At 38.6% G+C, this 22,125-nt stretch carries 21 protein-coding genes; 2 read left to right on the top strand and 19 right to left on the bottom strand.

Annotation, left to right across the window (positions count from 1 at the left end; all coding sequences use genetic code 11):
* Positions 1-13 precede the first annotated feature (13 nt).
* The 13 genes from KHB02_RS17920 to KHB02_RS17860 all read right to left on the bottom strand — a co-directional run bounded on the left by KHB02_RS17920 (position 14) and on the right by KHB02_RS17860 (position 11,972).
* Positions 14-1,390 carry a sensor histidine kinase gene (locus KHB02_RS17920; RefSeq protein ID WP_213146593.1) on the bottom strand — a complete coding sequence of 459 codons (1,377 nt, stop codon included), beginning with the start codon at positions 1,388-1,390 and terminating at the stop codon, positions 14-16.
* Complete coding sequence (locus KHB02_RS17915) at positions 1,390-2,067, bottom strand: response regulator transcription factor (protein WP_213146592.1); 678 nt, start codon at positions 2,065-2,067, stop codon at positions 1,390-1,392. The genes KHB02_RS17920 and KHB02_RS17915 overlap by 1 nt, the downstream gene beginning before the upstream one ends.
* A 34-nt stretch (positions 2,068-2,101) precedes the next feature.
* Positions 2,102-2,788 carry an ABC transporter ATP-binding protein gene (locus KHB02_RS17910; RefSeq protein WP_213146591.1) on the bottom strand — a complete coding sequence of 229 codons (687 nt, stop codon included), beginning with the start codon at positions 2,786-2,788 and terminating at the stop codon, positions 2,102-2,104.
* A 1-nt stretch (position 2,789) separates the two neighbouring features.
* On the bottom strand, positions 2,790-3,821 hold the full coding sequence (locus KHB02_RS17905) for an ABC transporter permease (RefSeq protein ID WP_213146590.1): 1,032 nt from the start codon (positions 3,819-3,821) through the stop codon (positions 2,790-2,792).
* Between the two features lie 221 nt (positions 3,822-4,042).
* The gene (locus tag KHB02_RS17900) at positions 4,043-4,819 is read right to left on the bottom strand and encodes a Cof-type HAD-IIB family hydrolase (protein ID WP_213146589.1); all 777 of its coding nucleotides are present in this window, start codon (positions 4,817-4,819) and stop codon (positions 4,043-4,045) included.
* A gap of 191 nt (positions 4,820-5,010) precedes the next feature.
* Positions 5,011-5,781 carry an HpcH/HpaI aldolase family protein gene (locus KHB02_RS17895; protein ID WP_213146588.1) on the bottom strand — a complete coding sequence of 257 codons (771 nt, stop codon included), beginning with the start codon at positions 5,779-5,781 and terminating at the stop codon, positions 5,011-5,013.
* A gap of 95 nt (positions 5,782-5,876) precedes the next feature.
* On the bottom strand, positions 5,877-7,034 hold the full coding sequence (locus tag KHB02_RS17890) for a DUF4317 domain-containing protein (protein ID WP_213146587.1): 1,158 nt from the start codon (positions 7,032-7,034) through the stop codon (positions 5,877-5,879).
* Positions 7,035-7,096: 62 nt separating this feature from the next.
* Positions 7,097-7,750, bottom strand: coding sequence for an oxidoreductase (locus KHB02_RS17885; protein ID WP_213146586.1), 654 nt, complete (start codon positions 7,748-7,750; stop codon positions 7,097-7,099).
* A 35-nt stretch (positions 7,751-7,785) separates the two neighbouring features.
* On the bottom strand, positions 7,786-8,157 hold the full coding sequence (locus KHB02_RS17880; RefSeq protein WP_213146767.1) for a YkvA family protein: 372 nt from the start codon (positions 8,155-8,157) through the stop codon (positions 7,786-7,788).
* Positions 8,158-8,315: 158 nt separating this feature from the next.
* Positions 8,316-9,491 (bottom strand): sulfite reductase subunit alpha, encoded by a 1,176-nt coding sequence (locus KHB02_RS17875; protein WP_213146585.1) that lies wholly within the window; start codon positions 9,489-9,491, stop codon positions 8,316-8,318.
* A gap of 271 nt (positions 9,492-9,762) precedes the next feature.
* The gene (locus KHB02_RS17870; RefSeq protein ID WP_277398292.1) at positions 9,763-10,491 is read right to left on the bottom strand and encodes an amino acid ABC transporter ATP-binding protein; all 729 of its coding nucleotides are present in this window, start codon (positions 10,489-10,491) and stop codon (positions 9,763-9,765) included.
* Complete coding sequence (locus KHB02_RS17865) at positions 10,488-11,132, bottom strand: amino acid ABC transporter permease (RefSeq protein ID WP_213146584.1); 645 nt, start codon at positions 11,130-11,132, stop codon at positions 10,488-10,490. The genes KHB02_RS17870 and KHB02_RS17865 overlap by 4 nt, the downstream gene beginning before the upstream one ends.
* Before the next feature lie 60 nt (positions 11,133-11,192).
* Complete coding sequence (locus KHB02_RS17860; protein WP_213146583.1) at positions 11,193-11,972, bottom strand: transporter substrate-binding domain-containing protein; 780 nt, start codon at positions 11,970-11,972, stop codon at positions 11,193-11,195.
* Between the two features lie 286 nt (positions 11,973-12,258).
* On the opposite strand from KHB02_RS17860, the gene KHB02_RS17855 reads away from it, so the two are divergent.
* Positions 12,259-12,519 carry a hypothetical protein gene (locus KHB02_RS17855; RefSeq protein WP_213146765.1) on the top strand — a complete coding sequence of 87 codons (261 nt, stop codon included), beginning with the start codon at positions 12,259-12,261 and terminating at the stop codon, positions 12,517-12,519.
* A 45-nt stretch (positions 12,520-12,564) separates the two neighbouring features.
* Here KHB02_RS17855 and KHB02_RS17850 read toward each other — a convergent pair whose 3' ends face one another.
* Positions 12,565-13,197, bottom strand: a complete 633-nt coding sequence (locus KHB02_RS17850) for a YdeI/OmpD-associated family protein (RefSeq protein WP_213146582.1) — start codon at positions 13,195-13,197, stop codon at positions 12,565-12,567.
* Positions 13,187-14,212 (bottom strand): tRNA dihydrouridine synthase, encoded by a 1,026-nt coding sequence (locus tag KHB02_RS17845; RefSeq protein WP_277398291.1) that lies wholly within the window; start codon positions 14,210-14,212, stop codon positions 13,187-13,189. Before KHB02_RS17845 ends, KHB02_RS17850 begins: the two co-directional genes overlap by 11 nt.
* A gap of 273 nt (positions 14,213-14,485) precedes the next feature.
* Between KHB02_RS17845 and KHB02_RS17840 the strand changes: the two genes are divergently transcribed.
* On the top strand, positions 14,486-16,039 hold the full coding sequence (locus KHB02_RS17840) for an ABC-F family ATP-binding cassette domain-containing protein (RefSeq protein ID WP_213146581.1): 1,554 nt from the start codon (positions 14,486-14,488) through the stop codon (positions 16,037-16,039).
* A gap of 341 nt (positions 16,040-16,380) precedes the next feature.
* Here KHB02_RS17840 and KHB02_RS17835 read toward each other — a convergent pair whose 3' ends face one another.
* The 4 genes from KHB02_RS17835 to pdaA all read right to left on the bottom strand — a co-directional run bounded on the left by KHB02_RS17835 (position 16,381) and on the right by pdaA (position 22,087).
* Positions 16,381-18,315: a fructose-1,6-bisphosphatase gene (locus tag KHB02_RS17835; protein ID WP_213146580.1), complete on the bottom strand. Its 1,935-nt coding sequence runs from the start codon at positions 18,313-18,315 to the stop codon at positions 16,381-16,383.
* A 628-nt stretch (positions 18,316-18,943) separates the two neighbouring features.
* Positions 18,944-20,332, bottom strand: coding sequence for a 23S rRNA (uracil(1939)-C(5))-methyltransferase RlmD (gene rlmD / locus KHB02_RS17830; RefSeq protein WP_213146579.1), 1,389 nt, complete (start codon positions 20,330-20,332; stop codon positions 18,944-18,946).
* A 15-nt stretch (positions 20,333-20,347) separates the two neighbouring features.
* The gene (locus KHB02_RS17825; protein WP_213146578.1) at positions 20,348-21,214 is read right to left on the bottom strand and encodes a DNA-3-methyladenine glycosylase family protein; all 867 of its coding nucleotides are present in this window, start codon (positions 21,212-21,214) and stop codon (positions 20,348-20,350) included.
* Positions 21,215-21,289: 75 nt separating this feature from the next.
* The gene (gene pdaA / locus KHB02_RS17820) at positions 21,290-22,087 is read right to left on the bottom strand and encodes a delta-lactam-biosynthetic de-N-acetylase (RefSeq protein WP_213146577.1); all 798 of its coding nucleotides are present in this window, start codon (positions 22,085-22,087) and stop codon (positions 21,290-21,292) included.
* Between the last annotated feature and the right edge of the window lie 38 nt (positions 22,088-22,125).

The following is a 22,125-nucleotide window of genomic DNA, read 5'->3' as shown; positions in this document are numbered from 1 at the left end:
AAATTAAACATTATCAAACAGGTAATTCAACTATAAACGTAGTCCCTTCATTTTCTTTACTTCTTACATCAATGTGACCACCATGCAGGTCGATAATTGTCTTAACAATGGATAAACCGAGCCCTGTCCCCTCAATGGTTCGAGTTCGTGCCTTGTCTGCCCGATAAAAGCGGTCAAAGATCCTTTCTAATTCCAAATTATTCATCCCTATTCCTGTATCCTCAAAAGTCACGTAAACGGATTTTCCTCTTTTTTCAATGGAAATATCAATAGTCCCATTTGGTCTATTATATTTCATAGCATTGGACAGAAGGTTACCCCAGACCGTATTCAGCATTGAGGGGTCGCCGACAATCTCGATATCCGGCAGGGAATAGCTTAGCATAATCTCTTTTTCATTTATTGCCCATTGGTGATTTCGCACCAATTCCTTGATTTGCGCGCCAACATTAAATGGATTTTCCCTTAAAATATCCTCATTTCGATCTAGCGAGGCGAGGAGCAATAATTGCTTTGTTAAGGTGGAAAGCCTGCTAATTTCACCATTAATGATGGATAAATATTGTTCTCTTTCTTCTTTACTTAACGATTGATTTTCTAATAGGTTCGTATATCCTTTAATATTGGAAAGCGGCGACTGGATATCATGTGAAATATTCGAGATAAATTCCTTTCTCATGTCTTCCATTTGTGCTAATTTTCTCGCCATCCGCGAAAAACTCTCGGAAAGTTCCCCTAACTCATCATGGCGGGTACTATCCAATTCCACATTAAAATCGCCGTTTGCCAGTGATTTTGTCGCTTTGGTCAGGTTAGAAATTGGCTTCACTAAATATTTTGTATTAATTAGGACCATCACAATGGTCAAAGTAATGGCCAGTACAAGGATCCAACCAAATAAAATGTGCATCTCGTTGAAAAGGAACTTAATATCCGGCCTAATAAAAAGAGCATAGGTTTTTCCTTTATGTTGCAATGGAACACCGATCGTATTCTTTAGTTCATCAGCAAAAAAGCCTGTAACAAATGTTTCCTGTGGAAAATGAAGCATCCCGTGAAAAATATCTCCCTTTAATACATCCCGTTGAATGGAAAGGGGAAGACTTTTATCCCGAAACGGATCACCAAAAAAGGTTCGGTTTCCATCCTTATCTACAAGGTAAATTTGATAACCGACTTTAGTGATGCTTTTTAGATACTCTGTCAGGCTAATTTCAGGATGCCCCTCAGCAAAGGCAGCAATATCTAATGCCACCTTTGTGTTTTTATCGTCATTATAAGGCTTCAATTTTTGTTGGTAATAGATATTGGAGACGACAAAAGCTAAGATAAAGCTTATCAACATCATTCCAATCGTAATTACGATAAATTTCACATAAAGTGTTTTCATTAATGTTGGACCTCCAATAGATATCCGATACCACGGATTGTTTTTATTTGGAAGTCATTCGTCAGCTTAGAAAACCGTTCTCGCAATCTTTTTATATGAACATCTACGGTTCGCGCATCCCCTTCATAATCCAAGCCCCAGATTTGTTCAATTAGGTTTTCTCTGGAAAAAACTTGCTTAGGATTAGATGCGAGATAATATAAAAGTTCAAATTCCTTTAAAGGCAAGAGTAATGTTCGGTTGCCACTCTGAACTTCATAGCTCTTTTTGTTGATTGTTGTACTGCCAACTCTGAGGATCGAATCATCTATTTGATGATCATATCGCCTTAACAACGCTTTAATACGGTATGTTAACTCCCTGGGTTCAAAGGGCTTAACGAGATAATCATCTGTTCCGGCTTTAAATCCCAGCTCTTTATCTTCGATTTGATTTTTTGCCGTCAAAAGAATAACTGGAATGTCGTAATCTCTACGAATCTCTTTTGTTAATTCATAGCCATCCATAAATGGCATCATTACATCCACTACTGCTAAATCACAAGCATCCTTTTTCAGCATCTCCAATGCTTCCATTCCGTTCTTCGCCTGGAATACCGTATAGCCTTGTTCCGTTAAGTGTATATTTAATAGCTTTAATATATTGATATCATCGTCAACAATTAAAATATTTGGCATTCATGGTTCTCCTATTTTTCTCTATCTATGAAATTTAAACTGCACTTGGTAAAATCTGTCCATCACTCATTTTAATAATACGGTCAGCAAATGACAGCATTTCCTCATCATGAGTCACCATTAAGGTTGTTATGTTAAGCGTTTTTGTTAAATTGCTGATTAACGTCATCACATCTTTAGACCTTTTTGAATCTAAACTGGCAGTGGGTTCATCTGCAAAAAGGACTTTTGGTTTATGGATTATGGCTCGGGCAATGGCAACCCGCTGTCTTTCCCCACCGGATAAAGAAGCTGGGTAGGCATTTTTCCGATGATCCATTTCAACTAATTTTAAGATCTTAGCAATTTCCTTTTTTTGCTCACGTTTCTTTAGTTTAGATTCCGATACATTCAGCATTAGAAACAACTGTTCTTCTACGGTCAGAAAGGGTACCAGATGGGCAAATTGAAACACGAACCCGAAATGATTAGCTCGGATTTTTCGCACCTGCTCTGAACTCATCGTAGTTATATTTTGCCCTTCAAATATTACTTGCCCGTCTGATGCCGGCTGGAGTCCTGCCGCTATCGTAAGGAGTGTGCTTTTACCGGAGCCTGACGCACCCACTAAGGCGGTTACCTCACCTTCTTTTAAAGAAAGGTTAATTCCCTTCAGGATTTCCTCATTAATTTCACCGCTTGAAAAAGTTTTCCGTACTTCATCAATTGTAAATATAGTCATATTATATCTCTCCTTGTTGAATCGCCTGCAATGGCTCGACTTTTTTTATTTGTATACCAGATAGTGTAGCCCCAATAAAGCCAATCAATAGGAAAATGATGGACAATTGTACGGTTGTTTCAAGGGTTAGATGAAAAGGCAATCCTTTAGGTGCCGCCATATTAAATATTTGGCTTAGAGCAGCAGATAAACTAAGCGAAATGGCTGTTATAAAAATCATTTGAGTCCACATCATTTTAAACAACGCACTCGTTTTGACACCAATGGCTTTAAGAATACCGTACAATCCGATTTTTTGAACGTTCATCATGTAGAAAAAGATGGCAAATAACATGCCGCTAATGACTACCAAAAACCAGATGATCATATTAAGTGACATCTGTTCCGCTTTATAACTCGAAATCGTGCTCAGAAACTGATTGTTAGAAAAAGCTTGTAAGCCTGCGAATTGTGCTCCATCCCCTCCAGGTATAAAGATCAATTGCATATCGTTAACCCGGTACATTTCCTTGTAGTCCTCCATATTAATAAAGGCAACTGGTGCATGGCTGAATTTTTGGTTGTCCACAAAGCCTTTAACAACAAACTTGCCATTATACTGATTGTTTGTAAAAGTTTCACCTATTTTAAAACCATCTTCTTTCATCGACTTGTCCAGGATGATTTCTCCCTTTTTCACATTTTTAAACAGCCTTGAATCAGTCGATGTAACAAAGGCAATGCTTCGCTGCTTCCCATCACTGTCATTCAAAAATCCCATTTGAATAGAAATAGCTGCAGCGTTTTTTTGCTTGTTTAAAACTTTTTCTTGGATTCTGTGATTTATTCTTGAAAGGTTGTAGTTCTTATCTGCATCTTTGGTCATATAAAATGTTCCATCGGGCAGATTTTTAATTAATGCTGCATTATCTTGTGATAATCCATTGGCCAAACCAGATATAATAAACGTGAGTAAACTGACGAGAAAAACGATCGAACCTAGTATCAAATACCGTGCTTTATTTTTCTTCATTTCTTTCCATGCAATGTTCATGTTCATACCTCCCAATTCCTTAATGACATCCTTAGTTTATAATCGCTGTGTGAACAGACGATGAACAGGAGGTTACATTAAATAAAAACTCGCCGATTGGCGAGTCCGTTAGGACGGTTCATGAGGCGTAGTTGAATTTATACTTTCCTGGTAAATAAAAAAAGAAACAATTTCTAATCGCTAGTTTAGAAATTGTTTCTTTTCTTTAGATTGCCATTCCTTTATAGTAACCCGACCATTTTCAGGCCGTGGAAAATTCCATTGTCATCAACGGATTTGGTTACATATTTTGCGGCTTTTTTTACCTTTTCTTCTGCATTCCCCATTGCCACACTATTCTCTACGGTTGTGAGCATTTCCATATCATTCAGTGCATCGCCAAAGGCATATTGCCGTTCCGGAGGAATTCCTAGTTTTTCAGCGATCCTTTCAATTCCTTTTGCTTTTGACCCTCCCTTTGGAAGAACATCAACAGCGAGAGGATGCCATCTTATAAAATCAAAGTCATTGAAATCCCGTTCGTATTGCTTTTCTTCACCTTCCGTACAAAACAGGAGCGTTTGAAACAAGTCTCGCCCTTTGTAATAGTGCGGGTCGTGCGTAGGAGTTCGATTAATTTTTAATGTTCCAATGCTTTCATTAATGTAGGCATGGTCCGGCACATTTGCTTTCATATCCTCATGGTCCATGAAGACAACGGGATGATTATTTATAAGCGCCGTTTCAGTTAGTTTTTCCAACGAAGTCGTATTCAATGGATTGGTATATAGCACTTCCCCATTTAACACAACATATTGTCCGTTATAGCTGACAAATGTTTCAATATCCAATTCTTCTCGCAAATCTTCAAACATAAAAGGAGCACGTCCAGTGGCGATTGCAACGACATGTCCCAGTCCCTTTAGTTTGAAAACTGCCTCCTTAGTGCTTGCGGGCAGTTCTTTTTTTGAGTCAAGCAACGTCCCGTCTATATCAAAAAATATCACGCTTTGTTTCACATTCTGTCCCACTTTCAAAGTATAATATTAAAAAGTTCGTTTCTTTGTAACATTCCCAAATATTTGTATTCACAACCGTTTGCTTCAATTCATTTATAAGTCTAAATTATGAAACCCGTTTCATGTCAAATAAAAAGAAAAAGGGCTATAAGCCCATTTGTAGCCTTCATCTTCATCCAGATTTATAATTTCTATTTTGTGTTCGCGATAATTTTCTTAAAGGCTTCTGTTAAGACGATTGCATCCATACTATAGGCAACGGAATCGAATCCCATTTCAAAATCTTTCTGAATATCCGGTTCAGTTCCAGCAAAGATAAAGGCAAATTTACCTGCTTTTTTGCAGGCATCAAGGATTTTTTTAATAGCCTCCTTTACCTCGGCTGCTCCAAATTGTCCTGGCTTACCCAAGGCAGTTGACAGATCAAACGGCCCTACAAAGATCCCGTCTACACCATTAAGGCCTACGATTTCATCAATACTTTCCAAGCAGCCAAGAGTTTCACATTGTGGGATGATTAAGGTTTCGTTGTTGCTGACTTCGAAATAATGGCCCAATCCTTGTGAAGCATAGTCTGTATACCAGAATGAGCTGCCGCTGGTTGGAGCAATGCCGCGTTCACCGATTGGAAAATATTTTCCGTATTTTATGATGTCTTTTACATCTTTAACAGATTGTACGTTAGGAATGATTAAGCCCATTGCACCTACATCCAGCATCTTTAGAATAGAGTTTCGATGTCCGTCTTTAACCCGAACAAGCGGAGTAATACCGGCCAATTTAGCTGCACGTATGTACGTTTGAACACTTTCCACATCGAATGGTCCGTGTTCTGAATCGACGACCACATAATCAAGTCCTGCATATCCTAAACACTCAACAGCAGCAGCACTTCCCATTACATGAAAAGTGCCCAAAGTTTTTTCACCTTTCAGCATCTTTTCTTTTATCTTGTTTTTCATGATATTTCCTCCTATACATATATACATAATTTTCAAAAACTGCTGGGATTCTTCTCCCAGCAGTTTTTTTATTGTGTATAATCTTTCCAATCCAACTATAGTGTCGTCGATTCCAATCGAAATCCTTCCACGACCACCTCTTCATCAACTTCGAGCAATAAACATCGTTTTCCTTCGAAGGTGATATATTTGACATTTTTCAAGTCTTTCGGGTTGATGGTTACCTCAGCAACCTTAGTGCTGATTTTTATAGTTTTTGGAACTAAACTGCTCGCTTTGAATTCATGTTTTTCGTCCGCTACGACACTTTTGAAAGCATGTTCCACTTTGGCCGTATCGATATTTTCGACACCGCTGACTGTTAAGATCCGTTCGATGTCCCGATAGTCTAATGTAGGAATTTCACTTTCCTCGTTTTCTATATTCTCTTGTACTACCCTATCGATTTCCTCGTAAACATTTGAAATAACGGCGGAATCTACTTCGTCTCCTATTACTTCTTTTAAGACCTGATCAAAACTGTCCTTATCTTCCTGAGCCGTAATGATGTCTTCACAATTGAGAACCTCTTCAATAAATGTGAAATCAGGTTGATTTGCTTTCCCAGCACAGTAAAGAATATGGTTCACATCTGCTGCATTGTCATTAAAAGCAGGGAACAGAAAACCCGATAATGGGGAGTCTAAATTAATAATAGGATCCACAAAGTTATAGGATTTGAATTCTTTCTCGATATAATCAAACATTAATGCCTTTTTCGGTTGATCGGTTTTATTGAGGCTGCAAAGGATAATTCCGCTGGAATAAACCTCATCATCCCCGCCTTCTTCGGACTCCTGGTTCCGCTTCTTCGTCTGTTTTCGGTATTCCGCCCGAATAAATGTTACAACTGTATCAAATTCATAAGCCCCACGCGCAAACATTTTTGTGACAATTTCCAGCATGTATTCTTGCCAGTCTTCCGAGTCCGCCTGCAATCCTTCGTAGAGGAATGATTGTGTGCTGTCTTCCACATCACGCGTGAACTTCAGCTCAAACAATTTGGCATCAAGTTGGCCTGTCAAAACTTTTTTAAAGTTTCTCAAAAACAATTCCTGCGTTTCCTGTTCTAACATTTGAAATGGCTGGCTGACTTGGTGATAAATCTCTCCTGATTCTTTTTGAACGTAAACATTGAAGATTTCACGAATGTTCATTCGATAATTGTCCAATTTAAATTCCTTGCGGATATTAGCGATGTCTTTTTTATTCATTTGTCTCATCTCCCATCCCTGATTATACTGTCTAAAAAAATATCCGGAAACCTCTAAGCTAGCTATGCTTGTACAATTTGGTTTGATTCGTATACATGGATTCCTGAAATGCCTTTTTGCGCAATACGAAGCATTGCACCTGCTACTGTTTCCGCATGTACAGGCTTGTACTTTTTCAGTTTTCCTAAGAAGAGCGGTGACAGTATACTAGAAAGGACTGCCGAAATGCGTTCTCCGAATCGAAACTCCTCCCGGTTACCAAGTAAAAGCGATGGCCGGAAAATATGTAATGCGGAAAGACCAAGTTCACGCAATTCCTTCTCAACCTCTCCCTTCACGCGAATGTAAAATGTCCGGGATGAAGGATTTGCTCCCATTGATGTAATAATGAGGAACTGCTTCGCCCCCTGGGCTTTTGCCATTCGGCCAAGTGCCAGCGGATATTCATAGTCTACCAAGCGGAAAGCCTTTTGACTGCCTGCTTTTTTAATCGTCGTTCCAAGAGTGCAAAACACATCCGCTCCCGCCAAATCTACATCGGATTGCTCCAATCGGTCGAAATCGACGATCTTCTCCTGCAGCTTTGGATGGGCAATCTCTGTTGGCCGCCGGACAATAAGCGTAACAGCTGTATATGCCGGATTGTTTAATAAAAGCTTTACGAGCTCCTTTCCTACCAAGCCGGTCGCCCCAGCAACAACTGCTTTTCGATTCATCTTATTATTCCTCCCAATTTCCCGCTAAAAATCCTTTAAACAAGCTTTTTGTCAATATCTGATGTGTCGACGTGTTCGCCAAACCAATCTTTAAGTTTTTCTTTTGCTTTATTTTTTATGTCCTCATCAATGTACATAGCAACTTGCAATAGCGCGACTCCTAACGCTCCTAAGTCATCCGTGTACCCGACACCAACCGCAACATCAGGAATTAAATCTAATGGCAGGATGAAATATCCCAAAGCGCCTATAATGATCGTTTTTGCTTTAGCCGGTACTTCCGGCTTTTGAAGTGTATAGTATAAGAGCAAAACTGCATATACAACGGATGAACCCGCCTTTTTGGCAAATTTCTTTAATTTATCCCAGAACTTATCATCGGAATAATTTTGACCAGAGACTTCCATTTGCTTTTTGACATCTTCTTCGTTATTAGCCACTTTCCACAATCCCTTCATTTGTTCATATCATTATTTTACCTCAATTTATTATCATTAAGTAAAAAAGGAACCTCGTCCAATCGAACGAAAGGTTCCTTTCTAAATGTATTTAACATCTTTTTATTTTAATAAACATCGCGCAGGTAACGTCCTTGCTTTTGCAGCTCCTTCAGATATGCCTCGGCTGCCTCACGGTCAAACGCACCTTCTTTTTCTATCACAGTAATTAGCGCATCATTGACGTCTTTAGCCATATGTTCCTTATCTCCACAAACGAAGAAGTAAGCGCCTTTTTCCAGCCAATCAAATAATTCTTTGCCATGTTCAAGCATTTTATGCTGTACATAAACTTTTTGATCTGAATCACGGGAGAAGGCAGTATCAAGCTTTGTCAGGACCCCATCTTTTTGATAGGTTTCCAACTCTGCTTGGTATAGGAAATCTGATGCTGCATGCTGGTCCCCAAAGAATAACCATGTGCGGCCAGCTGCTTTATTAACGGCACGTTCCTGAATAAAAGAGCGGAATGGTGCAATACCTGTCCCCGGACCAACCATAATAATATCTGTATCACCGGACTCCGGCAAATGGAAGTGTTTATTTGCCTGAACAAAGACCGGCAAGGTATCTCCCTCTTGAACACGTTCTGCACATAAAACAGAGCAAACCCCTTTTCGCTCACGCCCATGTGATGTGTAGCGAACAGCCCCAATAGTTAGATGAACTTCCTCCGGATTAGCAGCAATACTGCTTGCAATAGAATAGAGGCGCGGTGTCATTTTTCTTAATAAAGAAACGATATCCTGTGCAGATGCTTTCCATGGGCCAAAATCACGTAACATATCGAGCAGGTCTCGCCCATAGCAATATTCCTTTAACTGAGCAGCATTTTCAACCAAAATAAGCTTTTGCAGATCTTCGTTTTCAGTGAATGTTGCTGCCTGTTGTAAAATCTTCTTCGATAGCAGTGTAAGTTCAAAGTAGCTTGTCAGCGCTTCCTTAAGTGACAGTGTCTCACCCTGCTTGCCAACCGTTACTTCCGCTTCTTCGTCCCAGGCCATTTCCTCAAGAAGGGCAGCCACAAGTTCCGGGTCATTTGCAGGGACAACGCCAAGTGCATCACCAGGATTGTAAGATAGGCCTGAACCTTTTAATGATAACTCAATATGCCTTGTTTCTTTACTAGAGCCTGACCCATTTAAATTAATATTTTTTAGAACCTTCGCCTGAAAAGGATTAGTCCTTGAAAATGGCTGGTTGTCACTTTTGGTATTTTTAGTATTTTCTAGAATAAGTTGCATTTCCCATTACCTCCAAAAGTAATATATATTTAAGATAACATATCACTATCATATCAGATGTGTGGTTTAACACACACTGGTAAATAATTTTAAAATTATTGAAAAAATTCTTTTGACCTTCCATTTTAGAAGGAGAATTTTCAAAAGATGATCTATATCCTCATTATCAGCAAAACAGCCTATTTTCAGTAGGTTATTTTAAAAAAGAGGAACCTCAAAAGTATTTCTACTTTTAGGTTCCCCCTCTATAAAATGATCCTGCTATTTTAGTTTATAGCACCTTACTTAAGAAAGCCTTTGTTCTCTCATGCTGTGGGTTGCCGAATAACTGATTCGGTTCATTTTCTTCGACAATATACCCGCCATCCATGAAAATGACACGGTCTCCAACTTCTCGGGCAAATCCCATTTCATGCGTCACAACCACCATCGTCATACCTTCTTTGGCAAGCTGTTTCATAACTTCTAATACATCCCCGACCATTTCCGGGTCAAGTGCAGAAGTCGGTTCGTCAAAAAGCATGATTTTTGGATTCATGGCCAGTGCCCTTGCGATGGCAACCCGCTGTTTTTGTCCGCCGGACAGTTCTCCCGGATAGCTGCCTGCTTTCTCTTTAAGTCCTACCTTATCAAGTAACTCAAGAGCCTTTTTTTCAGCTTCCGCTTTATCTTTAGAAAGAATTTTAATCGGCCCTAACGTGATATTTTCTAAAACAGTTTTATGAGGGAACAGATTAAATTGCTGGAAGACCATTCCGACTTCCTGCCTGACTTTATTGATATTAATTTTCGGGTCAGTGATATTATGTCCGTTAATCACTACTTCGCCGCCAGAGATTTCCTCCAGGCGGTTTAAGCAGCGAAGGAATGTACTCTTTCCCGATCCAGAAGGACCGATTACACAGATAACTTCTTTCTCTTGAACCTCAGCATTAATATCTTTTAATACCTCTAGGTTCCCGAATGATTTTCTTAAGTTTTTTACAGTAATAATGCTCATCGCATCTCGATCCTCCTTTCTATAAAGTTAGCAAGTATGGTTAATAGATAAATAATGATAAAATAAATGACACCTACAGTCAGCCAAATTTTAAAGGCTTCAAAGGTTGCAGCAGCCTGTATTTGACCCTGTTGTGTTAAGTCAGCAATACCAATAACCGATAACAGAGAAGTATCCTTTAAACTAATAATGGATTGGTTTGTAATAGTAGGGAGCATCCTTCTAAACGCCTGAGGCAGGATAATGAAACGCATCGTTTGTGTAGACGTAAAACCAATCGACCTAGCTGCCTCTGTTTGCCCCTTATCAATTGATTGAATACCCGCTCTAATTATCTCTGCAAAATATGCCCCAGCATTGATCGCAACAGTAATAATACCCGCTGTCGTATTGTTTAGGGAAACCAAATGCAGTGAATTTACTCCAAAATAAATAAAAAATAACTGCACGATAAATGGAGTTCCACGAATTGCATCGACATATACCTTCGCAATCCAATTCAAGATTTTAAAAGGAGCAAGACGTAACAAGGCCATTAATAAACCAATTAAAAACCCTAGAATAATAGCAATAACAAATATATAAAGTGTGACTTCAAGTCCTTTTAATAATATTGGTAATGCTGCCGTAATAATATCCACTCTTTTTCATCCCCTTTCTAGAAGAAAAAGCGCGCTGTAAGCGCGCCCTATATTTGATATTTATTTTTTGCCAAGGTATGTTTCTACAATTTTATCGTAGGTTCCGTCTTTTTTGAGTTCTTCAAGGCCTTTATTAATCTTCTTTAATACATCCTGGTTTTGTCCTTTTAGAACAGCAATTCCATATTGGTCGCCATTTAAGCGATCGCCAACGATTTTCAAACCAAGGTCTTTTTGGGCAATAGCATAAGAAATTACAGGATAGTCTTCGATAAGCGCATCTGCATTTCCATTAGAAACTTCCTGGAACATTGCCGGGCTATCGTTGAATTGAACGACTTTAATTTCTAGTTTCGATGCATTATCTTCTGCATATTTGGCACCTGTTGTTCCTTTTTTAACGGCAACAGTTTTCCCTTTAAGATCATTAACTGATTTAATAGTTGAATTGTCTTTTTTAACAACAACTGTTAATCCTGCATCAAAATACGGTGTTGAAAAATCTACTACCTTTTTTCTTTCATCTGTAATACTCATTCCGGCAATGGCTACATCAAGCTGATTAGCTTGCATAGCTGGAATAATTCCACCAAAATCCATTGGATTAAGCTCAATTTTAATACCCTGATTTTTCGCGATTGCATTAATCAAATCGATATCGATACCCTTATAATCATTTCCCTCTTTATATTCAAATGGAGGGTAAGTGGTATCTACTCCAACCTTATATACCTTTTCATCTTTCGCTTTCTCTCCGGATGTTGATGTTTCCTTGCTTCCGCATGCTGCGATAAAGATCGTAAGGATTAAAAATAAACTAAATAAACCAATCTTTTTCATTCAATGTACCCCTTTTTAGATTATTTTTAATAGATAAAACATTAATACTTTATTAATATATCATACCTAAAAATCATATAAAACTATTAGTTTTTGGTAAATTGAATATTTTTAAAGTATTCAACTATTTTTTATTTTACCAATTTTCAGACTTTATTATTTACATATAATAAAAATAGTTTTGTTTTTAGATTTTTTGAAAACGTCACAATATATCCAAATCATTCTATAGGAAGCACATAACAAATGTTGAATTTTAAAAGTAAGAGAAAGTGGGGTGAATTTAATGCCGTGGTTGATAAAGAAAATTCGGAATTGGATTTGGTATCGGCACGGAAAAGTTAGATATCGTATTTGGCTTGACGAAGATAGATACATTATCTCTGCAACGAATGGGGAAATAACCGTTCATGATTGTTATGGCGGTACCCATGAAACAGCTAAAAACTTAGCGCTATTTAAGCTTCATCAAGCATTAAGCGATAAAGAAAAAAAACAAAAATGGATTACCAAAGGGAATGGATATGAATTATTTCGGATTAAATAAAAGACAAAGCCGCTCCATTTGGAACGGCTATTTTCATCGAATCAACTAATCATTTAATCCCTTTCCAGCGAGAATTTTCTCCATATATTTTTCAATCCTTGACACCCGGGTTTTGGATTGTTTGGGTGCTGAAAAGTGAAGAATGTATGCTCTTTGCCGCCCCGGCGTCAATGCATCAAAAGCAGTTTTCAAGGCAGGGATATCCTCAAATTTATTTTGAAGCTCTTCAGGAATTGGCTCTGGATTCTTTTTAGTATTCACTTTCAAACCAGCTTTTTCCGCTTCAACGGCTTCATAAATATACTCTTTTAAGACTGGTTCGAGCTCAACTATTTGCTTAACATTGGTGAACTTTACCAGGCGTCCTGCTTGCGTATTTTCCCCTGGCTTTTCTAGAATCCGATGGGCATCTTTTAACAGGGCACCTTTGAAAAAATTAAGCGAACAGTATTCTTTAAAAGCACTTATTATCAGTACATTACTTTTCTGAAATGTGTAGCAAGGAACTCCCCATTTCAATTCTTCTGTCAACCCGCAGTCAAGAACAATCATTCTTAATTCCTCTAATTCCTCCGGCCAATTGTTGACTTTACAGTCGGGAGTAGCCCCCAGCGGACAACGCATACAACCATCAATTAAATATTTATCAACCTTAGGATTCATTTTACTATTTGCCATCAGGAACACCTTCTCTTTCAGCCATTCCATCAAGATTCTTTGGCCCAAAATTATCAAGCAATGCACGCACTTCATCTGTTGATTTCGTGTTCATTAATTGATTTCTTAATTCACCAGCTCCAGGGAATCCTTTGACATAAATTTTGAAAAAGCGATGAAGCCCTGTGATTGAACGCGGCAGTACTTCCGCATATCGATCTTGAAGATCAAGCTGCAGTCTTAAAAGATCAAGGTATTCTTTACTGCTATGCTCTTTTGGCTCTTTTTCAAAAGCAAAAGGATTTTTAAAAATACCCCGCCCAATCATAACGCCATCAATACCATATTGTTCAGCAAGTTGCAGCCCAGTTTGACGGTCAGGAATGTCTCCATTGATTGTTAGTAGCGTATTCGGTGCAATACGGTCACGTAATTTTTTGATTTCCGGAATTAGTTCCCAATGCGCATCTACTTGGCTCATTTCCTTTCGTGTACGTAAATGAATAGAAAGGTTCGCAATATCCTGTTTTAAAATATGCGTTAGCCACTCCTCCCACTCCTGAACCTCCTGATAGCCAAGTCGTGTTTTCACGCTGACAGGCAGTCCGCCCGCTTTTGCTGCTTGAATAAGTTCTGCCGCAACGTCTGGACGCAGAATAAGGCCACTGCCTTTCCCTCTCGATGCCACATTCGGTACAGGGCAGCCCATATTAATATCGATGCCTTTAAATCCTAGCTCTGCCATGCCAATACTCATTTGGCGGAAATATTCGGGATTATCCCCCCAAATATGTGCCACCATTGGCTGTTCATCTTCTGTAAAAGTCAAACGGCCACGCACACTTTTCATGCCCTCTGGATGACAATAGCTATCCGAGTTTGTAAACTCTGTGAAAAATACATCCGGTCGACCCGCTTCACTTACTACGTGACGAAAAACAACATCTGTCACATCTTCCATTGGTGCAAGTATAAAAAATGGTCGTGGTAAATCACGCCAAAAATTATCTATCAATTTAAACTCAAATCCTCTCATTATGGATATAACTTTACGCACTCGGCCAAAAAATATAAAGCCAAATGTTCCACTTCTTTTACACTTATATCATGCTTTATAACTTATTATCAAACACAAAATGTTCCTTTCAGGCGATGGTTGAATTTCCGAAATAAGAAATAAACCCAGTCCTAAGACTGGGCAAGTTTTAAAATTACATTACGTACAAAAAATAACTTCAAGATAGAAAATCCGGTCTAAATCTAGTATGATATCCACATGCATATGTAACATTAGATAAGGGGTAAAAAAATGAGCGTATTAAACGTACAAAATTTAAGTCACGGTTTCGGTGATCGTGCGATTTTTAATAATGTGTCTTTTCGCCTTTTAAAAGGAGAGCACGTTGGGCTAGTTGGGGCAAATGGTGAGGGTAAGTCTACTTTCATGAATATTGTTACGGGGAAGTTGCAGCCCGACGAGGGGAAAGTTGAGTGGTCACGAAAAGTTCGTGTTGGTTATTTAGACCAGCATGCTGTGCTTCAAAAAGGTACTACGATGCGTGAAGCTTTGAGTGCTGCTTTTCAATATCTTTTTGATGCTGAATCAGAGATCAATGAGCTTTATGCAAAAATGGGTGATGAAGGTGCTGATATCGATGCATTACTTGCAGAAGTTGGAGAGCTGCAAGAAACTTTAGATAGTAATGATTTCTATCGAATTAATGCAAAAGTTGAGGAAGTTGCTCGTGGTCTAGGATTAGATGAAGTTGGACTCGATCGAGATGTAGATGATCTTAGCGGCGGGCAACGTACGAAAGTTTTGCTAGCTAAGCTTTTGCTGGAAAAGCCTGAAATCCTATTACTAGACGAGCCTACAAACTATTTGGATGAACAGCATATCGAATGGTTGAAGCGCTACCTGCAGGAATATGAGAATGCGTTTATCTTGATTTCACATGATATTCCATTCTTGAACAATGTTGTTAACTTGATCTATCACATGGAAAACCAAGAGTTGAACCGCTATGTTGGTGACTATGATAACTTCTTAAAAATATATGAAATGAAGAAGCAACAGCTAGAGTCCGCTTACAAGCGTCAACAACAAGAAATTGCTGATTTGAAAGATTTCGTTGCTCGTAACAAGGCAAGTGTTGCGACTCGTAATATGGCGATGTCTCGTCAGAAGAAGCTCGACAAAATGGAAGTTATTGAATTAGGGAAAGAGAAGCCGAAACCAGAGTTTAACTTCAAAGAAGCTCGTGCAGCTAGTCGTTATATTTTTACGGCTGAAGATCTTGTTATTGGTTACAATGAACCACTTTCTCGACCTCTAAATTTAAAAATGGAACGCGGACAAAAAATTGCATTCGTAGGTGCCAACGGTATTGGTAAGTCTACTCTTTTAAAAAGTATTCTTGGGTTGATTAATCCCATTTCGGGTAAAGTGGAACGTGGTGAGTATCAACACATTGGTTACTTCGAGCAGGAAGTTAAACAGTCTAACTACAACACTTGTATTGAAGAGATTTGGAGCGAGTTCCCAAGTATGAATCAGGCTGAAGTCCGAGCTGCTCTTGCAAAATGTGGATTAACGACAAAACATATTGAAAGTAAAGTCGAAGTCCTTTCTGGTGGCGAAAAAGCCAAAGTTCGCTTGTGTAAAATTATTAACACAGAAACGAATTTATTAATCCTAGACGAACCTACCAATCACTTAGATGTGGACGCAAAAGAAGAATTGAAGCGTGCTTTAAAGGCATATCGCGGAAGTATCTTGATGGTATCCCACGAACCTGATTTCTATCGTGAAATTGCGACCGATATTTGGAATTGTGAGGATTGGACTACGAAAGTGTTTTAAAAAAGATGAAGGGGTACCCAATGAATAAAATTCACTCGAGTACCCCTTTTGTTATTAAGTAACCTGCAAAAGTAAAAGAAGCGGAGATTTTCCGGTTAAATGCAAAATGGAGCTCGTTTCGGGGTAAATAAGCGGAGGTTTTCCGTCTAAGCAAAGCAATATCCCTTATTTTCACATTTTTCAAGCCAATAGGCGGAATCTCTCCGCCTATTTATTCTATTTTCATTAGTAATTACAAATTAAGCGGAATTTTTCCGTCTATTTATCAGATTGAAAATTAATGGTGGCTAAAGAATATCATTCAATTCATCAAGAGCTGTTTTCGATTCAAATAATTAAATTTACTTCATATAACGATACTCCATCAACCCCTTCAAAGCAGAGACTTCCTCTAATAATTCCTCCCCTACATTTGTTTCCAGCACCAATTTTCTTTCTACCACTTTGTCCACTATTCTTTTCATTGATAAAACATCCATGCCATTTTGCAAGAGATTTTCTTTGCAATTAAAATGTTTATGAGCAACCAATTTCATACCGAATGAATTATATAATAAAGTATACCCAGCAATCCCTGTAGTCGATTGATAGGCCTTTGAGAAGCCACCGTCAATAACAATCATTTTTCCATTTGCTTTAATTGGGTTTTCCCCTTTAATTTCCTTAACAGGCGTATGCCCATTTATGATATGACCATGATCGGGATTTAGATTAAATTCTGCTAAAATTTTGCGGCAGATTTCTTCCTTTTCCCGTAAATAGTAATATGGATTCTTTTTCTCTTTATGAGTTTCTTTATCTTTAATAAAATACCTTTCAAAGGTTGTCATTTCCCTCTTGCCAAAGAGTGATGAATATTCGCCTGTCCATAAATACCAGACCATATCTGTAGAAAGATCATCGGTTTCTTCAGGGTGTGCAAAAGCGTATCGTAAATGATGTTCAAAGACATCCAATAACTCCCGACCGTCATACGTTGTATTTTCAATCATCATTTTTTCCATATTTCCTTTATCATCTAAAGGGATACAGCCATGTATCAATAAGTTACCATTATATTTCAAATATAGGCTGCCTTTCTTCATAAGGAAGTTCATATGTCTGGCCAACTTTTCCGAATGTTGAAGACAAAATAATAATTTATCTATTACCTTCTGTTCTTCCTCTAACAATTGACTTGGGTTTTCTGGATTAATAGTTGCAAAGCAAGTATATTCCAGTGGATATGTCTTTCCATGAATCACTATTTCGTTTTTATCATAATCAATTTTCTCAAGTAATAGCCTTCCTGACATATTAAAGAATGGTCGTCTCTTAATGATAGGAATTTCAAGTTTGAACTGAATCATGGCAATTGCTTGATGAATTTTTGTGATTTGTAATTCTTCATCCTCTGATAGATCTTTTCCAGAAGTTTTTTTCGGTCTAAAAGCCAGATTATCCTTGTAGTATTTCTCAGCTAAATTTAGAAGTGGTATTAGATTGATTCCATACACATCTTCAATAATATCTAAATTATCATACCGAGCACAGATACGGAGAATATTAGCTAGACAAACCTTGGAACCAGCATACGCACCTAGCCATAATACATCATGATTTCCCCACTGAATATCAACAGAATGATAATTAATGAGTGTTTCCATAATTTGGTCAGGCTCAGGTCCACGATCATATATATCCCCCACTACATGAAGATGGTCCACAACCAACCTCTGCATGCAATATGCAAGACCAATAATAAGCTTATCAGCCTGATTAAGAGTAATAATTTGCTGAACAATTTTGGTGTAATAAGGTTCCTTATTTGTGGATTCTTCTTCCGTTTTGTATAATAACTCTTCTATAATATAAACAAACTGTTCAGGCAATGCTTTACGTAATTTCGAGCGTGTATATTTAGAAGAGGCAAAAGAAATGAGTTTAATCATATGATTAATTGTTTCAGCATACCACCCGTTTAATTCCTGTTTATTGTCGAAGCTATTCTTAATTAACTGTAATTTTTCTTCGGGATAATAAACCAATATCGTCAATTCATTGATACCTTTCTCAGATAATATATCCTTAAAAAGTTCTTCGATTTTCTCTTTTATTCTCCCAGATCCATTTCTCAATACATGCTGAAAAGATTGGAATTCCCCATGTAAGTCACTGACAAAATGTTCTGTTCCCTTTGGTAGATTAAGAATAGCTTCCAAATTAATAATTTCTGTAACCACTTTTTCTTCGGTATCATATTTTTCGTCTAGCAAATCTAAGTATCTTTTATCCAAATGATGTATCCCCCTTATATAAGGTCCTTTTGTTGATATCCCTTTATTTCTGTTTAGTTTGTCCTTAAGAGTACGGCTCTAGAACATCAGCTTGAATTTTTAGGGAAAGGCATTGCCCAATTCCTCAATCCCTTAATCAGTTTTTTATCTACTTTCATTTCCTCTCCCACCTGACCTCCGCCTTTTTCTCACTCTTCCCCACTTTCTCCCAAATAATAATTATTCCAGCTTTTTTCACGCTTTTTCTCAATTTGTGTATAAACTGTGCATGAATTCTGAATAAAAATTACATTCCATAGTAGTGATAAGGTTTAAGGGACAATAGGAGTTAAGTTTGAATGATTCGCATTTCTTCCTACACCCTCAACTCCTACTCTGCTCCTGCTTTTCTCCTCTTTTTCGGGCATAAAAAGAACGAAGGTCTGCTGAAATCTCTCAGAAAACCTTCGTTTTGGGAATAATGCTATTTTGGTAAGCTAAAAGACGTTCTAAACTTAAACGAGTTAACGCCGACAATCCTTCATACATTGGTTGAGAAGATTACTTGTAATCAAGATGGAACTGTCCATATTCAATACATCTTTGTTAATCCTCAACAAGAAATGTAAGAGGCAACACCCAGAAGGGGTTAGTTGCCTTTCTTTAAAATGAGTTGCGAGATACATTCGACGTGCGCCGTCTGCGGGAACATGTCCACTGGCTGTATATATTCCACGTCATATTTGGAACTTAATGTCTGAATGTCTTTTGCCAAGGTCGATGGATTGCATGAGATGTAAATAAGCTTTGTTGGTTCTGCCTGAAGAATGGTTTGAATTAACTGTCCCTCAAGACCTGTTCTAGGTGGATCGACAACAATGACATCGGGCTTCCAACCCTTTTTGACCCATTTTGGCAGGACCTCTTCTGCCTTTCCAGGTACATATTTTGTATTGTTCAATCCGTGACGCTTTGCGTTTTTCTTCGCATCCTCAATCGATTCTGGGATCACGTCCATTCCACGGACTTCTCCTGCCTGATCGGCGAGCCATAACCCGATAGTACCCACTCCACAATAAGCATCTACTACTTTTTCTTGACCAGTCAGCGCGGCTGCTTTTTTCACTTCATTATAAAGCTTTACGGTCTGAACTGGATTTAATTGAAAGAACGTCCTTGCAGAAAGCTCAAATTGAAGATCTCCTAGTGTTTCTTGGATAAACTCTTCACCCGCTAAAGGAAGTGTTTCCTCGCCAAAAATAAGCGACGTCTTTTGCCCATTTATGTTCTGAATAATTGATTTCACATTTGGAAGACGTTTTTGAATTTCCTGAATGATGATGTCCACTTTTGGTAATTCTTTTTGTGTTGTGATTAGGACTATTTGTAGTTCGCCTGTTTGAATGCCAACCCGTGTAACAATGGTTCGAACAATACCTTTTCTGGATTTTTCATTATAAATAGGAATTTTTAATTCCTCTAAAATCCTTTTAACCGCTGATGTTGCTTCATTTGTTTGAGAATGCTGAACAGCACATTCGTCAATATTAATCAATTGATGGGAATTAAGGCCATAAAGCCCAGCAAGCACCTTGCCATCTATTGCCTTCACTTGAAAACTGCTCTTGTTTCGATATCCCCATGGGTCTTCCATTCCAATGGTTTCACGGATATCAAGTTTTTCAATGTTGAGCTTTGTATGGCGCTCAAGCGATTGTATTACGATATCACGCTTTTCCTTAAGCTGCTGTTTATAGTCCAAATGTTGCAGTTGGCAGCCTCCGCATTGGTCGTATACCGTGCAAAGCGGCTTTACTCGATGCGGCGACTTGATGCGGATTTTCTTAATTTTTGCCTCAGCATGCTTCGGATGGATATTTGTTGCCTCTACCACCACTTCCTCGCCTGGAAGCGCACCTGGCACGAAGACGACTTGCTTTTTAAAATAGCCGACACCTTCACCGTTAATGCCAAGCCTTTTGATGGTCAGCGGGAAGGTCTGTTTAGGTTGTATTTTGATATGTTGTTCTGTTTTCATTAAGTTCACTCCAAATTATTCGATACTTCTCCATAAGTATAGGGAAGCGTAGCTTAGATATGGTTCCCAGCCCTGTTTGTATTGTTCCATTTCTTCATAGGTCGGCTTTTTTTCGAGCTGATATAGTTTCTTGATAGCGTTTTGTATGCCTATGTCAGCCAATGGAAAAAGATTTGGACGGCCCAGTCCGAACAATAAGAAATTTTCCACCGACCACCTGCCGACGCCGCGGATTTTCATTAGCCGTTCAAAAACTTCCTCATCCGATTGGTTTTTCGAGGCGTCTAAGTCGAGCCCATTTTCGACGATTTCTTTGGCAATTCCAATCATGTATTCAGCCTTCCTGCCGCTGATTTGCAGTGGTCTTAACTCTTCCACCGTTAACCTAGCAGTTGTTTCCGGCTGTGGGAAAAACCATACTCCATCTATCTCATAACCAAACGTTTTGACAAATCGCTCGGTTAAGGTATAGGCAAATTTCATATTTATTTGCTGGTGGATAATGCATTTTAATAACGACCCAAACAAATCGAAATCCAGAACCAGCGGGGTGCCAACGAAAGAATCGAATATTTCCTTTAAATCTGTTTTTTCAAAATGGTCATGGACATTTGCTAAAGAAACATTCCATTGAAAAATTTCCGCTATGCGATGGATGATTGCTTCTTTGTCAGCATCACTATTTCCTGAAACAATGAACGATGGTTCGTGTATTGTTCCCGCTGCCGTTACCTGTACTGCATGTGAACTGTCGTGTATAACAACCGGTACACGAATTGTACGTTTGGCTAAATCGAGCACCTTCAAAGGATCCGGCGCATGTCTTTCCAATACGCTGTCAAAATTATACGGACCGTCAATACGTATAGTTTCTTGCCACATATGGGCTCCATCCTTTAGTATTTTCCCCGTATTATAGCATGAAATAGAAAAAAACCGAATTTCAATGAAATTCGGTTACTTCTTCTTCGATTTCTTCTTCTTTTCATTCGGTTTCTTCATCAAATGGTCGAGGCTTTTGAATTTGTATCCTTTCTTTTTCATATCTTGAATGGTTTTTTCAAGAGCATCCGCGTTGTCTTTCGAAACGGAATGTAAGAGAATGATTGCACCTGGATGAACTTGCTTCATCATATTGTTGTATGAGTAATGCCAGCCCTTTTGGCTGTTTACATTCCAATCGACGAAAGCCAGGGACCAGAAAATATGTGTGAAGCCCTCTTCTTTTGCAATTTGCATCGTTCTTTCACTAAAAACACCACGCGGCGGGCGCAGATAGTGCATTTCTTTTTGACCAGTAATCTCTTTGGTTTTATCCCTTACTTTGTTCAATTCTGTGCGGACCCTTTCGTCACTAACGCGAGTAAAGTCAGGATGGTGCCAGGAATGATTCCCAATGATGTGCCCTTCATCGACTATTTGTTTAGAGAGTTCCGGCTGTGACAGCAGGAAATGCCCAGTCACAAAAAAAGTCGCCGGCACTTTTTCTTTTTTCAGGACTTTAAGAATCTTAGGGAGGTGTCCGTTCTCATAGCCGCTGTCAAAGGTAAGATAGATGATTTTTTTATTCGGGTCACCTTTGTAAACTGCCCCGTATTTAGCAAGAATTTCATCATATTCCGCCCCTGCCTCCGGTGGCACTTCATCAACTGCTTTTTTAAATCCCCAATGGATCGGCCGATTCGGCAGAGCTGCATATGTAAGAGTCGGTAACAATAGGACCATTATGCTAAGTAAGCACAATAATTTTTTCATCCAAGTTTCCCCCAATATTGTTTTTTATAGTGTTTGTT

This window comes from Neobacillus citreus (assembly GCF_018343545.2).
GTDB lineage: Bacteria > Bacillota > Bacilli > Bacillales > Cytobacillaceae > Neobacillus > Neobacillus citreus.
Note: the sequence above shows the minus strand (reverse complement) of the source record. Positions and strands in the feature narration are given on the sequence as shown.